The organism is Pseudomonas sp. I8001 (assembly GCF_013385345.1).
In the GTDB taxonomy this organism is placed as follows: domain Bacteria; phylum Pseudomonadota; class Gammaproteobacteria; order Pseudomonadales; family Pseudomonadaceae; genus Aquipseudomonas.
In genome coordinates this window covers 166,262-185,986 of record NZ_JACAQC010000006.1, presented here as the reverse complement: position 1 = coordinate 185,986, position 19,725 = coordinate 166,262, and the positions used below count along the sequence as shown (strand labels likewise).

At 59.8% G+C, this 19,725-nt stretch carries 20 protein-coding genes; 9 read left to right on the top strand and 11 right to left on the bottom strand.

Annotation, left to right across the window (positions count from 1 at the left end):
* Positions 1 to 100: 100 nt before the first annotated feature.
* The 4 genes from rlmD to HX839_RS04400 all read right to left on the bottom strand — a co-directional run bounded on the left by rlmD (position 101) and on the right by HX839_RS04400 (position 3,952).
* A complete protein-coding gene (rlmD, locus tag HX839_RS04415) occupies positions 101 to 1,453 on the bottom strand; it encodes a 23S rRNA (uracil(1939)-C(5))-methyltransferase RlmD (RefSeq protein ID WP_008438175.1) in 1,353 nt (450 codons plus the stop codon).
* Positions 1,453 to 2,355, bottom strand: coding sequence for a cysteine synthase CysM (gene cysM, locus HX839_RS04410; protein ID WP_003210736.1), 903 nt, complete (start codon positions 2,353 to 2,355; stop codon positions 1,453 to 1,455). Before cysM ends, rlmD begins: the two co-directional genes overlap by 1 nt.
* A gap of 100 nt (positions 2,356 to 2,455) precedes the next feature.
* Complete coding sequence (locus HX839_RS04405) at positions 2,456 to 3,052, bottom strand: tRNA-uridine aminocarboxypropyltransferase (protein WP_003210735.1); 597 nt, start codon at positions 3,050 to 3,052, stop codon at positions 2,456 to 2,458.
* 6 nt (positions 3,053 to 3,058) lie between these two features.
* A complete protein-coding gene (locus tag HX839_RS04400; protein ID WP_003210734.1) occupies positions 3,059 to 3,952 on the bottom strand; it encodes a LysR family transcriptional regulator in 894 nt (297 codons plus the stop codon).
* 244 nt (positions 3,953 to 4,196) lie between these two features.
* Here HX839_RS04400 and speB point away from each other — a divergent pair, with 244 nt between their 5' ends.
* The 4 genes from speB to HX839_RS04380 all read left to right on the top strand — a co-directional run bounded on the left by speB (position 4,197) and on the right by HX839_RS04380 (position 8,593).
* Positions 4,197 to 5,147, top strand: a complete 951-nt coding sequence (speB, locus tag HX839_RS04395; protein ID WP_003210733.1) for an agmatinase — start codon at positions 4,197 to 4,199, stop codon at positions 5,145 to 5,147.
* The gene (locus tag HX839_RS04390; protein WP_003210732.1) at positions 5,147 to 5,572 is read left to right on the top strand and encodes a nuclear transport factor 2 family protein; all 426 of its coding nucleotides are present in this window, start codon (positions 5,147 to 5,149) and stop codon (positions 5,570 to 5,572) included. Before speB ends, HX839_RS04390 begins: the two co-directional genes overlap by 1 nt.
* A gap of 21 nt (positions 5,573 to 5,593) precedes the next feature.
* Positions 5,594 to 7,099 (top strand): cytosine permease, encoded by a 1,506-nt coding sequence (locus tag HX839_RS04385; protein ID WP_177028531.1) that lies wholly within the window; start codon positions 5,594 to 5,596, stop codon positions 7,097 to 7,099.
* Between the two features lie 111 nt (positions 7,100 to 7,210).
* Positions 7,211 to 8,593, top strand: coding sequence for a sodium:solute symporter (locus HX839_RS04380; RefSeq protein ID WP_003210730.1), 1,383 nt, complete (start codon positions 7,211 to 7,213; stop codon positions 8,591 to 8,593).
* Between the two features lie 61 nt (positions 8,594 to 8,654).
* Here the strand turns inward: HX839_RS04380 and HX839_RS04375 are convergent, their stop codons facing one another.
* The 3 genes from HX839_RS04375 to HX839_RS04370 all read right to left on the bottom strand — a co-directional run bounded on the left by HX839_RS04375 (position 8,655) and on the right by HX839_RS04370 (position 12,349).
* Positions 8,655 to 10,754 carry an FAD-dependent oxidoreductase gene (locus HX839_RS04375; protein ID WP_177066786.1) on the bottom strand — a complete coding sequence of 700 codons (2,100 nt, stop codon included), beginning with the start codon at positions 10,752 to 10,754 and terminating at the stop codon, positions 8,655 to 8,657.
* Between the two features lie 441 nt (positions 10,755 to 11,195).
* Positions 11,196 to 11,318, bottom strand: a complete 123-nt coding sequence (locus HX839_RS31510) for a PA1414 family protein (RefSeq protein WP_003210728.1) — start codon at positions 11,316 to 11,318, stop codon at positions 11,196 to 11,198.
* A 137-nt stretch (positions 11,319 to 11,455) separates the two neighbouring features.
* Complete coding sequence (locus HX839_RS04370) at positions 11,456 to 12,349, bottom strand: LysR family transcriptional regulator (protein ID WP_177066785.1); 894 nt, start codon at positions 12,347 to 12,349, stop codon at positions 11,456 to 11,458.
* 104 nt (positions 12,350 to 12,453) lie between these two features.
* On the opposite strand from HX839_RS04370, the gene HX839_RS04365 reads away from it, so the two are divergent.
* A complete protein-coding gene (locus HX839_RS04365) occupies positions 12,454 to 13,662 on the top strand; it encodes an MFS transporter (RefSeq protein WP_003210726.1) in 1,209 nt (402 codons plus the stop codon).
* Here the strand turns inward: HX839_RS04365 and HX839_RS04360 are convergent.
* From HX839_RS04360 to HX839_RS04350, 3 genes are all read right to left on the bottom strand, one after another.
* Positions 13,574 to 15,016, bottom strand: a complete 1,443-nt coding sequence (locus HX839_RS04360) for an NCS1 family nucleobase:cation symporter-1 (RefSeq protein ID WP_008438164.1) — start codon at positions 15,014 to 15,016, stop codon at positions 13,574 to 13,576. The genes HX839_RS04365 and HX839_RS04360 overlap by 89 nt on opposite strands.
* 211 nt (positions 15,017 to 15,227) lie before the next feature.
* Positions 15,228 to 15,635: a DUF2177 family protein gene (locus HX839_RS04355; RefSeq protein ID WP_177035913.1), complete on the bottom strand. Its 408-nt coding sequence runs from the start codon at positions 15,633 to 15,635 to the stop codon at positions 15,228 to 15,230.
* A 53-nt stretch (positions 15,636 to 15,688) separates the two neighbouring features.
* A complete protein-coding gene (locus tag HX839_RS04350; protein ID WP_008438162.1) occupies positions 15,689 to 16,525 on the bottom strand; it encodes a S1 RNA-binding domain-containing protein in 837 nt (278 codons plus the stop codon).
* Between the two features lie 323 nt (positions 16,526 to 16,848).
* Here HX839_RS04350 and HX839_RS04345 point away from each other — a divergent pair, with 323 nt between their 5' ends.
* From HX839_RS04345 to HX839_RS04335, 3 genes are all read left to right on the top strand, one after another.
* A complete protein-coding gene (locus HX839_RS04345; RefSeq protein ID WP_003210722.1) occupies positions 16,849 to 17,028 on the top strand; it encodes a hypothetical protein in 180 nt (59 codons plus the stop codon).
* Positions 17,029 to 17,236: 208 nt separating this feature from the next.
* Positions 17,237 to 17,962, top strand: a complete 726-nt coding sequence (locus tag HX839_RS04340; RefSeq protein WP_003210721.1) for a TorF family putative porin — start codon at positions 17,237 to 17,239, stop codon at positions 17,960 to 17,962.
* A 66-nt stretch (positions 17,963 to 18,028) separates the two neighbouring features.
* Positions 18,029 to 18,895 (top strand): DUF6279 family lipoprotein, encoded by an 867-nt coding sequence (locus HX839_RS04335; RefSeq protein WP_003210720.1) that lies wholly within the window; start codon positions 18,029 to 18,031, stop codon positions 18,893 to 18,895.
* A gap of 3 nt (positions 18,896 to 18,898) precedes the next feature.
* On the opposite strand, the gene HX839_RS04330 is transcribed toward HX839_RS04335, so the two are convergent.
* Positions 18,899 to 19,288, bottom strand: a complete 390-nt coding sequence (locus HX839_RS04330; protein ID WP_003210719.1) for a hypothetical protein — start codon at positions 19,286 to 19,288, stop codon at positions 18,899 to 18,901.
* A gap of 154 nt (positions 19,289 to 19,442) precedes the next feature.
* Here HX839_RS04330 and HX839_RS04325 point away from each other — a divergent pair, with 154 nt between their 5' ends.
* Positions 19,443 to 19,718, top strand: coding sequence for a hypothetical protein (locus HX839_RS04325; protein ID WP_177066784.1), 276 nt, complete (start codon positions 19,443 to 19,445; stop codon positions 19,716 to 19,718).
* Positions 19,719 to 19,725: the final 7 nt, after the last annotated feature.

Here is a 19,725-nt window from a genome sequence, read left to right as displayed (position 1 = left end):
TCAAAATCATCGCTGACCTGCTTTACAAAAAAAGCTTGTGCACGCTCCCTGGCAGGTCACAGGCCCAGGAGATGCAGGCCAGTCGGATTAAACGGGCATCCTAGCCCGCTTCAAATAACGCCATGGCCTCGACATGGGCCGTCTGGGGAAACATGTCGAGGATCCCGGCACGTTTTAGCCGGTAGCCTTGCTTGACCAACTCGACCGTGTCCCGCGCCAGCGTTGCCGGATTGCAGGACACATACACCAGGCGATCAGCCCCCAGGGTAGCGAGCTTGCGCACAACCTCCAGGGCACCATCGCGGGGTGGGTCCAAGAGTACCGCAGAAAAGCCCTGTTTGGCCCATTCCGCGTCGGTCAAAGGCTGGGACAAATCGGCCTGAAAAAACTGAACATTATGCAAATTATTGCTGACGGCATTCTGTGCCGCCCGGTCCACCATGGCCTGCACCCCTTCCACCGCCACCACTTCCCGCACTTGGCGGGCCAGCGGCAAGGCGAAGTTGCCCAAGCCACAAAACAAATCCAGCACCCGCTCGTCGGGCTTCGGCGCCAGCCAATCCAGCGCCTGGGCGACCATCGCCTGGTTGACCCCGGCGTTGACCTGCACAAAGTCTCCCGGGCGGTACGCCAACTGCAAATCCCACGGTTCCAGACGATAGCCCAAGGCCTGGTCTGGTTCGACCGGTTGCGGCTGGCCCTCGCCATGCAGCCACAGTTGGGCTTCATGGAACGTGCAAAATTCCTGCAGGATCGTCAGGTCCGCTTCGGACAAGGGCGCCATGTGTCGCAACAACACGGCAATCGACGAACCACTGAATAATTCCACATGCCCCAATGCCTGAGGCTTGCTCAAGCGCCGCAGCATGTTGGGCAAACGCTGCATGATCGGTTGCAAGGCCTGTACCAGCACCGGGCAATCGTCGATGGCGACGATGTCCTGGCTGGCCACGGCACGAAAGCCGACTTCAAGTTTCTTCGCCTTGGCATCCCAGCGCACGGCCACGCGGGCGCGGCGACGATAGCCGAATTCCGGCCCACTCAAAGGCGCGGCCCACTCCTGGGGTTCGACACCGGCCACACGGGATAATTGCTCGGCGAGCATGCGCTGTTTCAGGGCGAGTTGTTCGTCATGGGGCAAGTGTTGCAGGCTGCAACCGCCACAGCGGCCGGCGTGCACACAGGGTGCCGGACGGCGCAGTTCGCTGGCGGTAAATACGCGCTCGGTGCGCGCCTCGACCACTTTGCCGTGGGCGCCCAACACCCGCGCTTCCACCTCTTCACCGGCCAGCGCACCCACGACAAACCAGGTGCGGCCTTCAAAGAACACAATGCCACGGCCGTCGTTGGCCAGGCGCTCGATGGTCAGGCGCTGCTTCTTGCCTACGGGAATCTGTGGGGCCCGGCTGCCGCCCGTCGGTTGGAAGCGCAGGCCTCTCTCGTGCTTGGCCATCAGTTGGGCGCGTCGAAAATGCCGGTCGACAGGTAACGGTCGCCACGGTCACAGATGATCGCGACGATCACCGCGTTTTCCAACTCCTGGGACAAGCGCAACATCCCGGCCACCGCGCCACCGGACGACACGCCGCAGAAGATCCCTTCTTCACGGGCCAGGCGGCGGGTGGTGTCTTCGGCTTCACGCTGGGCCATGTCGATGATGCGATCGACGCGAGCCGCGTTGTAGATCTTCGGCAAGTACTCTTCGGGCCAACGACGGATCCCCGGGATCGCTGCGCCTTCCATCGGTTGCAGGCCGACGATCTGGATCTCGGGATTCTGCTCCTTGAGGTAGCGCGAATTGCCCATGATGGTGCCGGTGGTGCCCATCGAACTCACGAAGTGAGTGATGGTGCCCTGGGTCTGGCGCCAGATTTCCGGGCCAGTGGTGGTGTAGTGCGCCTCGGGGTTGTCGCCGTTGGCGAACTGGTCCAGCACCAGGCCACGGCCTTCGGCAGCCATACGCTCGGCGAGGTCGCGGGCACCTTCCATGCCTTCTTCCTGGGTGACCAGGATCAACTCGGCGCCGTAGGCGGTCATCGCCGCCTTGCGCTCGGCGCTGCCGTTGTCGGGCATGATCAGGACCATCTTGTAGCCCTTGATCGCCGCGGCCATGGCCAGGGCAATCCCGGTGTTACCGGAGGTGGCTTCGATCAGGGTGTCGCCGGGCTTGATCTGCCCACGCAACTCGGCGCGGGTGATCATCGACAACGCCGGGCGGTCCTTGACCGAGCCGGCCGGGTTGTTCCCTTCGAGCTTGAGCAACAAGGTATTGCTGGTGTTGCCCGGCAGGCGCTGCAAGCGGACCAGCGGGGTGTTGCCGACGCAATCGGCGATGGTGGGGTACTGCAAGGTCATGGCGTATTCGCAATCCAGACTGCGGGGGCGACTATCATACCGGGAAAGGCTGGCGGGCCATATCACGCAAAGTGTGGTGCTTATCGCTTAATGGAATAAGTCAGGCGGGGCCGTGGTTTCTCTGGAACACTTCATCGCCCATCGCGGCAATCTGTCCTTCGATCAATGCCTCGAACGGTTTCAGCAGCGGCTCAAATGAGGTGGGCGCTTCAAGCACCTGCAACGCCTGCACGATGGCCTCCACCGTCGACAACGCTCCGGGCCCCGGTGCCTTGCGCAGCCGATAACGGGACACGGCGCCTTCCGCCAGCGTCACCCGAGGCAGCGCCGCCAATAGAGGATTGAGGTGCAGCAACTTGCGCGCCTTGCGCCAGGTACCGTCCGGCACCACCAACAGCAACGGTTCGTCGGATGGCGTATAGGCCTGCAAGGGTTGGGCATTTTCGTCCGGAAACAACAGACGCGCCTGATAACCCGGCGGATTCAACAACGCCTGCAAATCCTCAAACACCTCCCCCACCACCAACTGCGCATTCACCAAGCCCAGCGCCGCCAACCGCGCGGTATTCAAGGCGTGATTGACCTCACTCGGATGCTGCAACAGCAACACCCGGGTTCGGCTATCCAGCCGGGGAATCAGCGCGCACAGGCAGTGAGTGGTGGGCCGCAGGCAGCGGGAGCATTGGGGTCTGGACATGGGTTTTCAGGCCTGGTTGAGCTGGGCTTTGAGTAAATCGCGGAAGGTCTGGATCAGGGGTTCGCGGCTGCGGCCCCGGCGCATGATCATCGAGAACGGCGCCTGGTAACCAAAGGTTGCCGGCAGCAGTACCCGCAAATCCCCTTTGTCGGCCCAGGCCTGGGCGTAGTGCTCCGGGAGGTAGCCGATGTAGGCGCCGGACAGCACCAGGATCAATTGCGCCTCCATACTTTCCACCGTGGCGGCGCTGTGCTTGAAGCCGTGACGCGCCAGTTCGGCCTGGCTCCAGTAACCACGACCGACCATGCGTTGCTGGGTGATGACTTGTTCGGGAATGCGCCGCTCGTTGAACAATGGGTGACGGGTGCTGCAATACAGCCAGTGCTGTTCGCGGTACAGCGGCATATAGATCAGCCCGCTCATCCGGTTGGAAAACGCACCGATGGCCAGGTCCAGGCGATTGTCCTGGACGCCGAGTTGCAACTCGTAAGGACTCATCACCGACAGGTGCAAATGCACCGCCGGGTGTTCCTGACTGTAGGCGCCGATCACTTCGGCAAACGGCAAGGCCTTGTCGCTGACGGTGGAGTCGAGTACGCCGAGTTTCAGGGTGCCGCGCAGTTCGCCTTTGAGCGCGGCGGCGTATTGCTCGAAGCCTTCCAGCTCGCCCAGCAGGCGCAGGGTTTCCTGATGGAACAACTCGCCCTTGCTGGTGAGGCTGAACCCGCCCCGCCCGCGATGGCACAGCACCAGGCCCAACGCGGCTTCCAGCTGGCTCATGTAAGTGCTGATGGCCGAGGTCGACAGGTTGAGTTCGTGCTGGGCATTGGCGAAACCCTGGTGCCGCACGACGCTGACGAAGATGCGCAGGAGTTTCAGGTCGGGCAAGGCGTTGGCCATGGGCTCTCCAGAGGCAAACATAAAACCTGTGGGAGCGGGCTTGCTCGCGAATGCGGTGGATCAATCGAACCCTCCGTGACTGACACACCGTATTCGCGAGCAAGCCCGCTCCCACATTTGAACCGAGTTTACCTCAGGCATTAGTTTAGAAAAATCTGAACTAAGTATTTGCCCCTGCCGATTCTTCCCTTCCCATGCATTTCGCAGAATCGGCTTCTAATAAACAAAACGATGAGGCAATCCCGTGGACAAGATTTTCCACCAACCACTGGGCGGCAACGAAATGCCGCGCTTCGCCGGCATCGCCACCATGATGCGTCTTCCCCATCTGCAATCGGCCAAGGGCCTGGATGCCGCCTTCGTCGGCGTGCCCCTGGACATCGGCACCTCCCTGCGTGCCGGCACCCGTTTCGGTCCGCGGGAAATTCGCGCCGAATCGGTGATGATCCGCCCTTACAACATGGCCACCGGCGCCGCGCCGTTTGACTCGCTGTCGGTTGCCGACATCGGCGACGTGGCGATCAACACCTTCAACCTGCTGGACGCTGTGCGCATCATCGAAGAAGCCTACGACGAGATCCTCGAACACAATGTGATCCCGATGACCCTGGGCGGTGACCACACCATCACCCTGCCGATCCTGCGGGCGATCCACAAGAAACACGGCAAGGTCGGGCTGGTGCACATCGATGCCCACGCCGACGTCAACGACCACATGTTCGGCGAGAAAATCGCCCACGGCACCACCTTCCGCCGCGCGGTGGAAGAAGGCTTGCTGGATTGCGACCGCGTGGTGCAAATCGGCCTGCGCGCCCAGGGCTACACCGCCGAAGACTTCAACTGGAGCCGCAAACAGGGCTTCCGTGTGGTCCAGGCCGAAGAATGCTGGCATCACTCGCTGGCGCCCCTGATGGCTGAAGTGCGCGAGAAAGTCGGCGGTGGCCCGGTGTACCTGAGCTTCGACATCGACGGCATCGACCCAGCCTGGGCGCCCGGCACCGGCACCCCGGAAATCGGTGGCTTGACCACGATCCAGGCGATTGAAATCATCCGCGGCTGCCAAGGCCTGGATCTGATTGGTTGCGACCTGGTAGAAGTTTCGCCGCCGTACGACACCACCGGCAACACCTCGCTGCTGGGCGCCAACCTGCTGTACGAAATGCTCTGCGTATTGCCGGGCGTGGCGCACCGCTGATGAGCGCCCAGGCCGAGGTATTAAAAGCCGCGGCCGACCTGGTGTCGGCCTTCGCCCGCAATGATCGCGATGCCTACTTCGGTGCGTTCAGTGCCGATGCCAGCTTCGTGTTCTACACCCTCCCCCAGCCGCTGCTGAGTCGCGATGCCTACCAGGTGTTGTGGGACAGCTGGCGCCGGGACGAGGGATTTGAGGTGCTTTCCTGCACTTCAAGCAACGCTTTCGTCAGCCTGCACGGTGACGTCGCGGTATTTGTGCATGACGTGGCCACCGAGCTGCGCATGAACGGGGAGCAATTCTTTAGCCAGGAACGCGAGACCATTGTCTTCAAGCGGCAAGGGGATCGCACACAACAAAAAGAAGGCCTGTGGCTGGCCTGTCACGAACATTTGTCCGCTATGCCGGAAGGGCTGCCGCCCCATTAGCCAATGTGATCGGAGCAGATCATGAATAATAAAAACAACGAAAACAGTATTCGCAACATAGAAACCAACGGCGTCGAACAGATCCCGGACCACGAACGTACCGCCGGGCCGAAGGATTTGTTTCGCCTGATTTTCGGCGGTGCCAACACCTTCGCCACCGCCGTGCTGGGGAGCTTTCCGGTGCTGTTTGGCTTGTCGTTCCAGGCCGGCGTCTGGGCGATTGTGCTGGGCGTGCTGGTGGGTGCGGTGATCCTCGCCCCCATGGGACTCTTCGGTCCGATCAATGGCACCAACAACGCCGTGTCTTCCGGTGCGCATTTTGGTGTGCACGGGCGGATTGTCGGCTCGTTCCTGTCGCTGCTGACCGCTATCGCGTTCTTCTCACTGTCGGTGTGGAGTTCAGGCGATGCACTGGTGGGCGGTGCGAAACGTCTGGTGGGCTTGCCGGAAACCGACCTGACCCTGGGCCTGGCCTACGGCGTGTTCGCCATTCTGGTACTGACGGTGTGCATCTACGGCTTTCGCTTCATGCTGTGGGTCAACCGCATCGCAGTGTGGGCGGCGAGCCTGCTGTTCCTGCTGGGGATCTTCGCCTTCGCGCCGGCCTTCGACAGCCACTTCGCCGGCACCGTTGCCCTCGGCCAGACCGGCTTCTGGGCGGCGTTTATCGGTGCAGCACTGGTGGCCATGAGCAACCCGATTTCCTTCGGCGCGTTCCTCGGTGACTGGTCGCGCTACATCCCGCGGGAAACCTCGAAGGTGCGGATCATGCTGGCGGTGGTGTTCGCGCAGATCGCCACCTTGATCCCGTTCCTGTTCGGCCTGGCCACCGCGACCATCGTGGCAGTCAAGGCACCGGACTACATCGCGGCCAACAACTATGTCGGCGGCCTGCTGGCGGTGGCACCGAGCTGGTTCTTCCTGCCAGTGTGCCTGATCGCGGTGATCGGCGGCATGTCCACCGGCACCACCTCGCTGTATGGCACCGGCCTGGACATGTCCAGCGTATTCCCGCGCCTGCTGTCCCGGGTCAAGGCGACGCTGCTGATCGGGGTGATGTCGATTGCCTTCATCTTTATCGGACGTTTCGCCGCCAACCTGGTGCAGAGCGTGTCGACCTTCGCCGTGCTGATCATCACCTGCACCACGCCGTGGATGGTGATGATGATCATCGGCCTGATCGTGCGCCGGGGTTACTACTGCCCGGATGACCTGCAAGTGTTCACTCGCGGCGAAACCGGCGGGCGCTACTGGTTCAGCCATGGCTGGAACTGGCGCGGCCTGGGGGCCTGGATCCCGAGTGCGCTGGTGGGCCTGTGCTTCGTCAACCTGCCGGGGCAGTTTGTCGGGCCGCTGGGCAACCTCGCCGACGGCATCGACATCAGCTTGCCGGTGACCCTGGGCCTGGCCTCGCTGGTGTACCTGACACTGCTTCGCGTGTTCCCTGAACCGGCTGCCGTCTACGGACCGACTGTGGCGAGGGAGCCTGCTCCCGTTCGACTGCGCAGCAGTCGCGAGGCTGCCTGATGAATTGCGTGGAATGGATTGGGGCTGCAATGCAGCCCAGCGGGAGCACGCTCCCTCGCCACACAGCCCCCTTTAGCCCCACATAAAAAAGATAATCGGAGACTCGCCGTCATGGCCTTAGATCTATTCGTCGTCCTCATCTACGCCGCCGGCATGCTGGTGCTCGGCTACTACGGCATGCGCCGCGCCAAGACCCATGAAGACTACCTGGTGGCCGGCCGCAACCTCGGCCCGACGCTGTACATGGGCACCATGGCTGCCACGGTGCTGGGCGGTGCGTCCACCGTCGGCACCGTGCGCCTGGGCTATGTACATGGTATTTCCGGTTTCTGGCTGTGCGCCGCGCTGGGCGCGGGGATCATTGCGCTGAACCTGTTCCTGGCCAAGCCGCTGCTGAAGCTGAAAATCTTCACCGTGACCCAGGTCCTGGAGAAACGCTACAACCCCATGGCCCGCCAGGCCAGTGCGGTGATCATGCTGGCCTACGCGCTGATGATCGGCGTGACCTCGATCCTGGCCATCGGCACCGTGCTGCAAGTGTTGTTCGACCTGCCCTTCTGGATGTCGGTATTGGTAGGCGGTGGCGTGGTGGTGGTGTACTCGACCATTGGCGGCATGTGGTCGCTGACCCTGACCGACATCGTGCAGTTCGTGATCAAGACGGTCGGCCTGATGTTTATCCTGCTACCAATCTGCCTGTACCGCGTCGGCGGTTGGGATGAATTGGTGGCCAAGCTGCCCGCGTCGAATTTCAGCTTCACTGAAATCGGCTGGGACACCATCATCACCTACTTCATGATCTACTTCTTCGGCATCCTGATCGGCCAGGACATCTGGCAACGGGTGTTCACCGCCCGTGACGAAAAGGTCGCCCAGTACGCAGGCACCTTCGCCGGTTTCTACTGCATCCTCTACGGCCTGGCCTGTGCGCTGATCGGCATGGCCGCCCACGTACTGATCCCGGACCTGGACAACGTCAACAATGCGTTCGCCGCCATCGTCAAAGTCTCGCTGCCCGACGGTATCCGCGGCCTGGTGATCGCCGCTGCACTGGCTGCGATGATGTCCACCGCCAGCGCCGGCTTGCTCGCCGCTTCCACCGTATTGACCGAAGACCTGCTGCCGCGCCTGCGTGGTGGCAAGCAGTCAAGCTTGAAGATCAACCGTCTGTTTACCTTGCTGACCGGTATCGCTGTGTTGGGTATCGCGCTGGTGGTGAGTGATGTGATCAGCGCACTGACCCTGGCGTACAACCTGTTGGTGGGCGGCATGTTGATCCCGCTGATCGGGGCGATTTTCTGGAAACGTGCGACGACTTCCGGGGCGATCACCTCCATGACCCTGGGTTTTGTGACCGCGTTGGTGTTCATGATCAAGGATGGTTTGGACGCCAATACACCGATCTACTACAGCCTGGGCGTGGGCCTGGTGAGTTTTGTGCTGGTGAGTTTGCTGTCCCGTCGTCCGGAGGCTGTTGCGGCTCGGGCGATCTGAACGAATAGTTGAAAGTAGCTTTCTTCAGCGGGTGCGACGTCGGATGTCGCACCCGTTTTTTTTATTCCCATACTGCCGAAACCCCCGGCGCTCTGGCCTGGATGACTTCCTGGACCAAAGAGGCCCATACCAATCCCTGCGTGGTGCCCCCGGCATAAGTTGCCCCCGCGACAATGCGGTTGTAGGCGGACCAATGCACGATTGAAAGTCCATCTGCGGTGCCGGGCCTGGCACATTCGATTTGTTGCAAGTCGCCACGTTCGATTGCGCGGCTGCAGGACTTTGGAAAGTGTCGAGAAACGGCAGCCAGGCACGCCGCCCGTATCTGCTCCTTGTACTGCGGCGTCGAATCGGGCGGCACCTGCCCGGCGGAGACAAGGATGCAGTTCCCGTCCAGGCGGCAATTCATGACGCCGATTGGCAGGTCGTACTGCAGCTTGAGTCCGCGCATGTCGACACCTTCATCATCAACGGCGCGCAGCTTGAAAAACCAGCCAATGATCGGGATGACCTCTGGCTCGTCCACCCCCATGGCCGTGACGACAAAGTGCTCTCTACTCAGATCGGCAATTTGGACCGGACTCAGGTGCCGTGGCAGGAACTCAACCCCTGAGCGCTGCAAAAGCGTCACCATCTCATCCATTAAATGGATAAATTCCAGATCGTAGCCCGACACCTCAATCGCCCGCCCGACCTCGGGAACTCCATACATTGCCTGGAATTGCAGCTGACTGATCTCTGCAAGCTCTCGCCCCGGCTTGCCACTCGGCCAAGGCCTGTTTTCAATATCCCATTGCTCGCGGATCGCGGCCTCCGTGCCACTGGAGTCGTCCACATAGGCTCGTACAATTCGCGATCGTGCAAATCGTGCCAGCGATGGGTTGTCGGCCAGGAATTTTTCAAACAGCTCGATGCCTGCGCGATTGCACTCAATGGCCAGGTACTGATTTGCGGGAGTCAGGTAATCGTTAGGCAGCGGTTTTGCAGTCGTCTCCGTTGCTGACAGATGACGCATGTTCACCTGCTTGTGACTGGCACCATCGCGCTGCTGATTTCCTCCGTAAACCGTGACCTGATAATTTGCCAGGCGGAACATCACGGCTTGGAGCAGCCCGTTGATACCTCTGCCGATGATCGACACACGCGGCGCACCGGCATCGGCTTGCCGAGAGGGGATCGCCAATGAGTGTGCAAGCTTGCGCCGGACAAGGCCGCGCAAGGCCATCAAGCTCAGTTGCACCGAGACCGCATAGTCGAGGTCGCAATGGCAGGCTTCGGTGGTGGCCGCCTGTGTCGTCAGTGTCGCCGGCTTGTACCACGTGGAGACACTGCAGCCGAGCGCTTGTGTGCGCACCCGAAACGCATCCAGTGTCCTGGGGCCGTAGTCCAATATGAGCTGGATGTCTTCGGAGATTGCCAGGGTCTGCAACGCATCGTCGCTAAAGACATCCGGCTTGGCGACACAGACAAGGCGAGCCTTTCTGTGCAGGCACTGAATGAGGGTCCGATCAATGCGATAAATGGATTCATCATTCAGGGATAAGCATAGGGCGACTGCATTGGCCCCCTCGAGCGCCTCAAGCCAGTCGTCAACCAATGAAACCCTACAATCGGAAGAGGCTTTCGCGAAACTGTCCGGCACTCGATCGCGTCGACCCAACACCTTAATCCGAACATCCGGATCTCGAGCAAGCAACAACTTAACAAGCTCTTTCCCTACATTGCCGTATCCCAGCACACAGATGTCATGGGGCAAGGAGCCATCGGCCAGCGTCAGCCAGTGCGCAATATAGGCAGCAACATGCGGCGCATTGACCCCTGGCGTGTTAATCACTCGAACATTGTTGCGCTCGCACAGATCCAATCGGATCTTATCCAGACTTGTACCTCTGCGGACCAAATAGAGTTCGCCAAATGGGTGGGATATACGCCATTGGTTGATGACGTCGGCATCAATAACCTGGTCTGCGACAACGAGCGTTGATGGGCGCAGCAGTGCAATCTGTATAAGCAGAGCCTGCTTGGTTAACGTCGGCGGGAAAAACACCACGTTGCCGGGTGCATCAGCTTTCCAGCCACGCGATGCAGGGGCGATATGCAAGATGTTTTCGGTGGTTGCAATAAGTGACGCGGCGACTGGCGGAACGGAAGAGAACATCATGGTTTTGTCTCCAACAGTTCTGACTGGCTCCTACTCCGGAGAGCGCAACTCAATGAAGTTGGGGGCTTGCAAGAACTGCAAACGCTACAAATCTTTTCGTGATGAAACTCAACCTACGCCTACCCTAATAATCAAATAAGCCCGCCGACTCTGACAAACAGGTAGTCCAATTCCGATACTTATTGCCAAAACGCGACTGACGCGCACACGTCCGGACTACCAATCGGTATTACCGTGGCATTGTTAAATTAAATATTTTAAGGATTATTCCGAAAGCAGGTGTCTTGAGAAAATCACCAAACCCCGGAAATGAAAACGTCCGGCCAAAGCCAGACGAAGAATTGAAGTACACAGCAACGGGTCATGATCAATCATGACTCCAATACACAGGCAAACCACCTGGCCGCGCCCAAACAAACATGCTTGAGCGCTTTCCAGGACTTACCTGCGACGCGGGCGACGCTGCTCGTCATCGGTGCGGATTGGCACCGGTTGCAGCGGTGGCTCGATCAAGCCGAGTGCGACGCCGAGGTCGTGCAGCCAGTTTTGCAGTTTCTCTTTCATGGTGCCCCCTTGGGGTAATGCCGAGCGGCTGGAATTCTGTGGCCGCTTCCTACAGATAGTAGTCTTAAGTCTTACGTATTGCTTGAACGAAACCACAACGAACTATTACTGAATTGATCAAAATCCTGACGGATCGTTCAAGCAATCGCTCGGGTTTCGGTTTCCGGTAGCACCTTGCCCTCCTGCTGCAGGTCAATCCACGCATTGAGGTTAGCGCCGAGCATGCCCTTGCGCCACATCAACCAGGTGGTGGCGCTGGCAAAAGGCTCGGCCAGCGGATGAATGGACACGCTGTCCTTGCCCGGCAGGCTGTCGAGCATCGATTCCGACATCAACGCCACGCCGGAACCGGCGATTACACAAGCCAGCATGCCCTGGTACGACTCGATCTCGATGGCCCGGCCCATGGCCACGCGATCGTGGGAAAACCAGGCTTCCAGGCGCGCCCGATAAGAACAACTGCGTCGGAAAGTGAACACCGAACGGCCGGCAACATCCTGCGGCCCACGCACCGGCGGATGATCCGCCTCGCAGATCAGCAGCAGGCGCTCTTCGCACAGCGGCACGCCGTCGAGGGTGGCCAGGGTCAACGGCCCATCCACCAATGCGGCGTCCAGGCGCCCGGTGATCAAGCCTTCCAGCAGTTCACCGCTGGGAGCTGACTGCACCTGCAGGTTCACCATCGGATACGCCTTGTGGTAACGCGCCAGCAGCTTGGGCAAATGAATCGCCGCCGTGCTGTACATGCTGCCGAGCACAAAGTCTCCAGCCGGTTGCCCGCCTTGCACCGCGCCATAGGCTTCGTCATGCAGGGCCAGCAGGCGCGCACTGTAGTCCAGCAGCACTTTGCCTGCAGGAGAAAGCTGCAAGCGCTGGCGCTCGCGCACGAACAGTTCGACGCCCAGTTGTTCTTCCATCTGTTTAAGCCGGGTCGACAGGTTGGACGGCACCCGGTGCAAGCGCTCAGCGGCACGGGTGATGGAGCCTTCCTCGGCCACGGCCTGGAAAATCCGCAATTGACTGAACTCCATCACCATTCTCCAAAACTGAACAAGTTACTCACTATTATTCATTTTTAAAGAAAGTCAATCCGCTTTAACCTGATGGTCACTCGCTGCTCCCAGGAAAACCCACCATGTCACCGCTGATCCGCTTACTCGCCAGCTTTATCGCCCTGATGATGGCCATGGGCATAGGTCGATTCGCGCTCACCCCGCAAATGCCGCATTTGCTCAGTGAAGGGCAGATCGACCTGACCGGCGCCGGCCTGATTGCGGCGGCCAACTACCTGGGTTATTTCGTCGGCGCGGTGGATTCGATCTTTGCCCGCAGCCATCACCATGTACGCGGGCGTTTGTACGGTGGGCTGTGGCTGTGTGTGCTGCTGACCCTGGCGTCGTACTGGGCCCACGGGTTCTGGCCGCATCTGTTGTTGCGCTTTGGTACCGGTGTAGCCAGTGCATGGGCGCTGGTGATGATTACCAGCCTGAGCCAGCCGCTGGCCATTGCGGCCGGGCGCCCACGCCTGGGTGCGCTGGTATTTGCCGGGCCGGGGCTGGGAATTCTGTTGACCGGGTTGCTGGCGCTGGGCTCCAACCTGTTGGGGCAAGACTCTGCAACCTTGTGGCTGGTGTATGGGGTAGTCGCCCTGGTCATGCTGCTGGCAATCCTGCCGTTCCTGCCCAAGCCTTCTGCTGCCGACTCGCCCGCTGCCAGCCACACCGACGTGGCCAGCAACGGCAGCATCACACATCTGTGCTGGATCTACGTGTTGTATGGCCTTGGCTACATCATCCCGGCGACATTCCTGTCACAGATGGCCAGCGCGCAATTCAAGGGCGCATGGCAAGCAGACCTGTTCTGGCCCTGCTTTGGCCTGGCTGCCGCGATTGGCGTGGTGGCGGCAAGTTTGCGCCGCAAGGACCCGGACACCACCCGTCGCTGGCTGATGACAACCCTTTGGCTGCAAGCGGCAGGCGTGTTTGCCTGCCTGCTGGGCAACGGTTGGGGGCTGGCGCTGGGGGTGTTGCTGTGCGGTGGGCCATTCCTGGCGTGCATGCAACTGGTGATGGCGCGCTTGCGTGAGGTCGCCCCCCACGGCTACCAGCGCAGCACCGGGTTGCTGACCGCCAGCTTTGCGATCGGCCAATTGAGCGGTCCGTTGCTGGCGTCGGTGAGCAGCCACCTCAGCGGTGGCCTGCAACCGGCGCTGGTGGTAGCAGGCGCCGGTTTGTTGGTGGCCGGATCGGTGCTGGTCAGCCGGCAACCATCGACACAGGCGCGCGAACCTGTTCACGCCGCGCCAACACCAGGAAAAACAGCCCACCCAGGAAGCAGCCGGTAAACCAGGCGAAATTGGCCATGCCCTGCAGCGCCGGGGTGAAGGTGATCGCGACGCCTACCAGCGTCGCGGGCACCAGTGCCTTGACCGCCGTCCAGTTCACGCCGCCGTCAAAGTAGTAGCGCCCGCTCGGGCTGTCATCGAACAACGCATCCACGTCGATCTTCTGTTTTTTGATCAGGTAGAAATCCACCAGCAGAATCCCGAACAACGGCCCGATAAACGCGGCGAGGATATCGAGGGTGTAGTGGATCATCAGCGGGTTGTTGAACAGGTTCCATGGGGTGATGAAGATCGAGGCCACCGCCGCAATCATTCCACCGGCACGCCAGCTGATTTTGCTCGGTGCCACGTTGGCGAAGTCAAAGGCCGGCGAGACGAAGTTGGCGACGATGTTGATGCCGATAGTCGCAGTGACAAAGGCGAACGCCCCCAGCAACACAGCCATGTCATTGTCGATGCGCGAAACGGTGGCAATCGGGTCGTGGAGCATTTCGCCGAACACCGGCAAGGTGCCCGAGACGATCACCACGGTGACCAGGGAGAACGCCAGGAAATTTACCGGCAAGCCCCAGAAATTTCCGCGACGCACGTCTTTCATCGTGCGGCAGTAGCGGCTGAAATCACCGAAGTTCAAGGTCGGCCCGGAAAAGTACGACACCACCAACGCGGTTGCCACGATGATTTGGCCAAACGCCTGCCAGCCTGATAGGGATTTTTCCGCCAGGGTGAAGCTGATATTGGCCCAGCCAGCCTTCCAGACGATCCAGCCTGCCAGGGCAAACATCACCGCATAGACCACAGGCCCCGCCCAGTCGATGAAACGACGGATGGACTCCATGCCCGCCCAGAACACCAGCGCCTGGAGCGTCCACAGGCTGAGGAAACCGAACCAGCCCAGGTACGACAGACCGGCAAAGTGCGGCTCTGCGTATACCGCCATCTGTGGGAAAAAGCGCAGCACCACGATGATCAATGCACTGGACGCCAGGTATGTCTGGATCCCGTACCAGGCCACTGCGATCAAGCCACGAATCACCGCCGGGATATTCGCCCCGAATACCCCAAAGGCCAACCGGCAGATTACCGGGTACGGCACTGCCGCCTGCTGGCTCGGCTTGGCCACCAGGTTGGCGATCAATTGCACAATGCAAATCCCGGCGAGCAAGGCGATCAATACCTGCCAACTGGCCAGCCCCAGGGCGAACAGGCTGGCGGCGAATACGTAGCCGCCGACGCTGTGCACGTCGCTCATCCAGAAGGCGAAGATGTTGTACCAGTTCCATTTTTGCGGCAGCGGTCCCAGGTCCTGGTTGTACAGGCGCGGGCTGTAGCCTTTGGGCAATTGTTCGGTCATCGCAGGGCTCCTCGTAAATACCGGCCTGCCACCCGCGACGGGAGTGCGTACGGGAGGCGACATGGTTTGTATACGAGTTGTTGAGCAGAATGCGTGCCAATGCAATAAAACTCGGCACAATCCCCGGTAGAGCTTGGCTCTTCAGGAGGCGTAGAGACGATTGAGCGGTGATGATTCGCTCAGGGATGGTGCAGGGCAATCCTGTACACAATCAATTGTGCACCCTGCGCGCACATTGATAGCCCACGGTGCAGCAAACGGCAGTCAGGAAGGTGCCCCAGGCGATGTCCATGAAGGCCAAACCGGCCGACCAGCCCTGCAGGGTTGCCCAATTGCTCAGGTCATAGGTGCCGTAGGCTACCAATCCCAGGAGTGCACCAAGCCGCGCGGCACGCTGCCAGCCGCCGCTCGCCAACGCAGGCAGGACGACAAGCACCACACAACCGAATACATAGAGGAGATAGAACGCCACGGCTGGGAACAGGCGCGGCTGGTCAAGCATCAACGGGCCGAGCAGCGCTTTGTAGGTCGGGCCCATGAGGACACCGAGCCACAGGCCGTCAAGAATCAGAAAGGCAAGCAACGTACCGAGGTAGGCGAAAAGCGTTTTTCTAGACATTGAGGCGGCCTTCTGCAGGAGCAAGCATGCTCCTACAGAAGAGCAAACCGCGATCAGCTTAGTTCAATGCGATCCGCGTGGATCACAATCTGACCCTGCTTGTAGAGGGCGCCGATGGCCTTCTTGAAGTTGCCTTTGCTGACACCGAACAAACTGCTGATCAGTGCCGGGTCGCTTTTATCGCTGACCGGCAAGGTGCCGTTGTTGTCGCGCAACTTGGCGAGGATCTTCGAGTTCAGGCTGGAGGCCGCTTCTTCACCCACAGGCTGCAGGCTCAGGCTGATATTGCCGTCGGCGCGGATTTCCTTGATGAAGCCTTTCTCTTCCTTGCCCGGGCGCAGGAACTTGAACACTTCGTTCTTGTGGATCAGGCCCCAGTGCTTGTTGTTGATAATGGCCTTGAAGCCCATGTCGGTGGCTTCGGCTACCAGCAAGTCAACTTCCTGGCCGACCTTGTAGGTGGCCGGGGTCTTGTCCAGGTAGCGGTCAAGGCGTGCGGTGGCGGTGATACGCTTGGTGTGTTTGTCGAGGTAGACGTGTACCACGCAATACTCACCGGCGGTCAGCTGGCGCTTTTCTTCGGAGTAAGGCAGCAGCAGATCCTTGGGCAGGCCCCAATCGAGGAATACACCGATACTGTTGACTTCAACCACTTTCAGACTGGCAAATTCACCCACCTGTACTTTTGGTTTTTCGGTGGTCGCGATAAGTTTGTCATCGCTGTCCAGATAAATGAAAACGTTGAGCCAGTCTTCATCTTCACTGGGAATATCTTTGGGGATATATCGGTTGGGCAAGAGGATTTCGCCCTCTTGATCACCATCCAGGTACAAACCAAAGTTAGTGTGTTTAACCACTTGCAAGCTGTTGTAGCGCCCGACTAAAGCCATCTCAAATACCCTCATTGCGTGGGCGGCATTCTACCCGAGTTGACGACGGCGGTCCCGCGTACCGGCGTACAGGCCTGAAAAATCATGGGTTTGCCGAGAAGCGCCCCGCTCGTCAGGTCATCGGGCTGAATCCGGCCAGTACCCACGGCCGGATTTCCTCGAGGGATTCGAGTTAAAACAGCAAGTTAGGTGAGTATTTCACTTAATAATCCAGGCGATTCATAAACCCTGCGTATATTTCACGGGGATATTTGCCAAGCAATTGTCAAGCATTTCATGTACGATGCATGGCCAAGTTAATTCTCTACAGGTTAGTGGCCGCCATGCGCGTAAAAGCATCCAACAGCAAAGCAAAGCCAGCTCCCGCCGTTGAAACCAGCGAATCGATCAACAGCCAAATTGCTGCATTCCTCAAGCAGGGCGGCGAAATCCAGCAGATTGCCAAAGGCGTAAGCGGCCAGACTTTCGGCCCGTCCAAGCAGATCACCCTGGGTAAAAAGTAAGACTCGCGCATTACACCTGGTCCCTATGCGCTTTGCCTTTCAAGGCGCTAGGACTAGAGCCCGCACTACCCTCTGATACACCCCTTTATTACGCCAATCGACGAACGGGCCTCATCTGCGAACCATCGCCGGTATGCTTGCACACGTCTAGATCGGGCATTTGCCTGATATTTCCCGTTACTGCTCCTCGCTTTTCATGGAGTGAAGCATGCTCAAATCCTGCATATTCCTGGCCGGTGCCCTGTTGGCCAGCCCCCTCGCCGAAGCGCAGGTTTTCCAGCGTGAATTGGGTGATTTCGACCTGAAATTGGGCACGACACCCAGCCGAAGCATGGCTCAAGGCCTGGTAAAGCCCACGGCACCCGGGAGCGACTCGTTCCATGGCGGCCTGGACCTGAGCCACGGCAGCGGCCTGTACCTCGGCCAATTCTCACCGAGCATGGGCATTTCCCCGACCAGCAACCTGGAAGTCGACTCCTACCTGGGTTTCAAACGCCCCTTCGACCAGACCCTGGGTTATGAACTGGGGATGATTCACTACAGCTATCCCAAGCTGAGCCCCCTCGACAGCCAGGAGTTCTACGGCGGCCTGACCTTGCTGGGCAATCGCTTCGGCGCCTCCTTCAGCAACGACCCGGACCGGCAGGACAGCACCCTGTTCGCCGACCTCGGCGGCACCAAGCCGTTCGGCATCGGCGTCAGCATGAAATACACCACCCACCAGCTCGGCACCCCGGTCTCGGTGGCCGATGGCAGCTCGATCCGCAGCTTCAGCGACTGGTCGGTACAATTTTCCAGGCCATGGATGGGCGTCGACCTGAACCTGATCTACAGCGACTCCAGCCTCAGCGGCGGCGATTGCTCGGCCTACTCCGGACACAACTCGCAATGCGACGGGCTGTTGACCCTGAAGGCCGAGCGGGCGTTTTATTGATGGGCTGAACTGTCGCTGCCCTGACGGGTTCAGATGCAATACTCTCGTCTGCGCAAGGACTCGCTCATGCTGCGTCGGTTAAAATTTCTGGTGATGTTGCTGACCCTCAGCCTGGTGCTTGCCGGCTGCAATCGGGTGGGCCTGGCCTATCGCAATCTGGATGTGATCATCCCCTGGACCCTCAGCGACTACCTGGAAATGAACGCCGGGCAGAAGAGCTGGTTCAACGACACACTCAAGGAACACCTGGCCTGGCATTGCACCACCCAGTTGCCGGGCTACCTGGACTGGCTCGATCGCCTGCAACAGATGGTCGACACCAACCAGGTGACCGACGCCGCCCTGCAAACCCGTACCGCCGAAGCCAAACAAGCTATTGCCGAGAGCGCCCGGGCGATCACGCCGTCCGCCGTCGAGCTACTGCAGGGGCTGGACGACCAGCAAGTACAGGATATGGAGCAAGCGTTCGCCAAGGACCTGCGCAAGCGTCAGGACGAATACCTGAAACCGCCCCTCGAGCAGCAGATCAAGGAACGCGCCGAGCGCATGAACAAGCGCCTCGATGCGTGGCTCGGGCCGTTAAGTGCCAGCCAGCAGAATCGCGTCACCGCCTGGTCGATCGCCTTGGGTGAGCAGAACCAACAATGGATTGGCAACCGCGCCCACTGGCAAACACTATTTATCGCAGCCGTCAAAGACCGCCACAGCAGCGATTTCCCACAGAAGATCGAGCAACTGCTGGTGAACCGCGAAAGCCTGTGGACGCCGGAATATCGCCAGGCCTACGCCCAGACCGAAGCCGCTGCCCGCAGCCTGATCGTCGACCTGATGGCGGAAAGCACCGTGCAACAACGCCAGAAGCTGACACAAAAGATCGACAAGGTGCGCAGTGACTTCAAGGCACTTAAATGCCTGAAGGCTGGCACCCCATAGTCATCAGGCAATCTGTGGTTTGGAAGCCAGTTCATCAAACGTCGCCGGATCCAGCGCATCCGCCTGCTCGTCCAGCACCTGACGCGGGTGATTATCACCGGGGATACAGCTGTCGATCAGGCTCAGCAACTGTGAGCCGCGCTGGGTCAATTTGAAGTTCTCACCATTGCCGCACTCTTCCTCTGACCGCGACTCAATAAAGCCGTGCTTGAACAACAACGCCTCGTAATCCGCCGCGAGCTTTTTAAACTCATCGAGATTACCGATGGGCTCTCCGGCGGCGGCCCTTTTAGTCGCTTCTTCCTCGGCGTATTTGCGTGGGGCGAAGCTGGCGCCACCGTTCTGTACCTCATGCAACAGTCGTTCGATCAAATCCCAATCGTAAGTCGTCATCCTGATTCCTCCTGAAGGCACACGAAATAGGCCCTTCAAAGGTGTGACATGCCGGACCCGTCGTCCGTTCAGCCTAGCGGACGGACGCGATTTCGCTGAACTTTTCAGTGCTCACGGCCCTCAACCGTTCATCACCGCCATGGAGGTCCGAATCATGAAAACCCTGCTGAATATGGCCGTCGCCGCCACGCTGCTTGCCGCCCTGCCCGCCTGGGGCTGCACGCTCGAAGAAGCCACCGCCAAACGTGAACAACTGGCCAAGGAAGTGACCAAGCTCACCCAACAGAACCCGGAGAAGGCCAAGGAGATCAACGAAGAATTGCAGAACATGAAGTTGGAAACCGCCAGCGCGGACCTGCCCGACAAGTGCCAACTGATCGACCAGCGCCTCAAGGAATTGGACGAAGCAGCGGCCAAGGCCAAAAATTGAGGCGAAA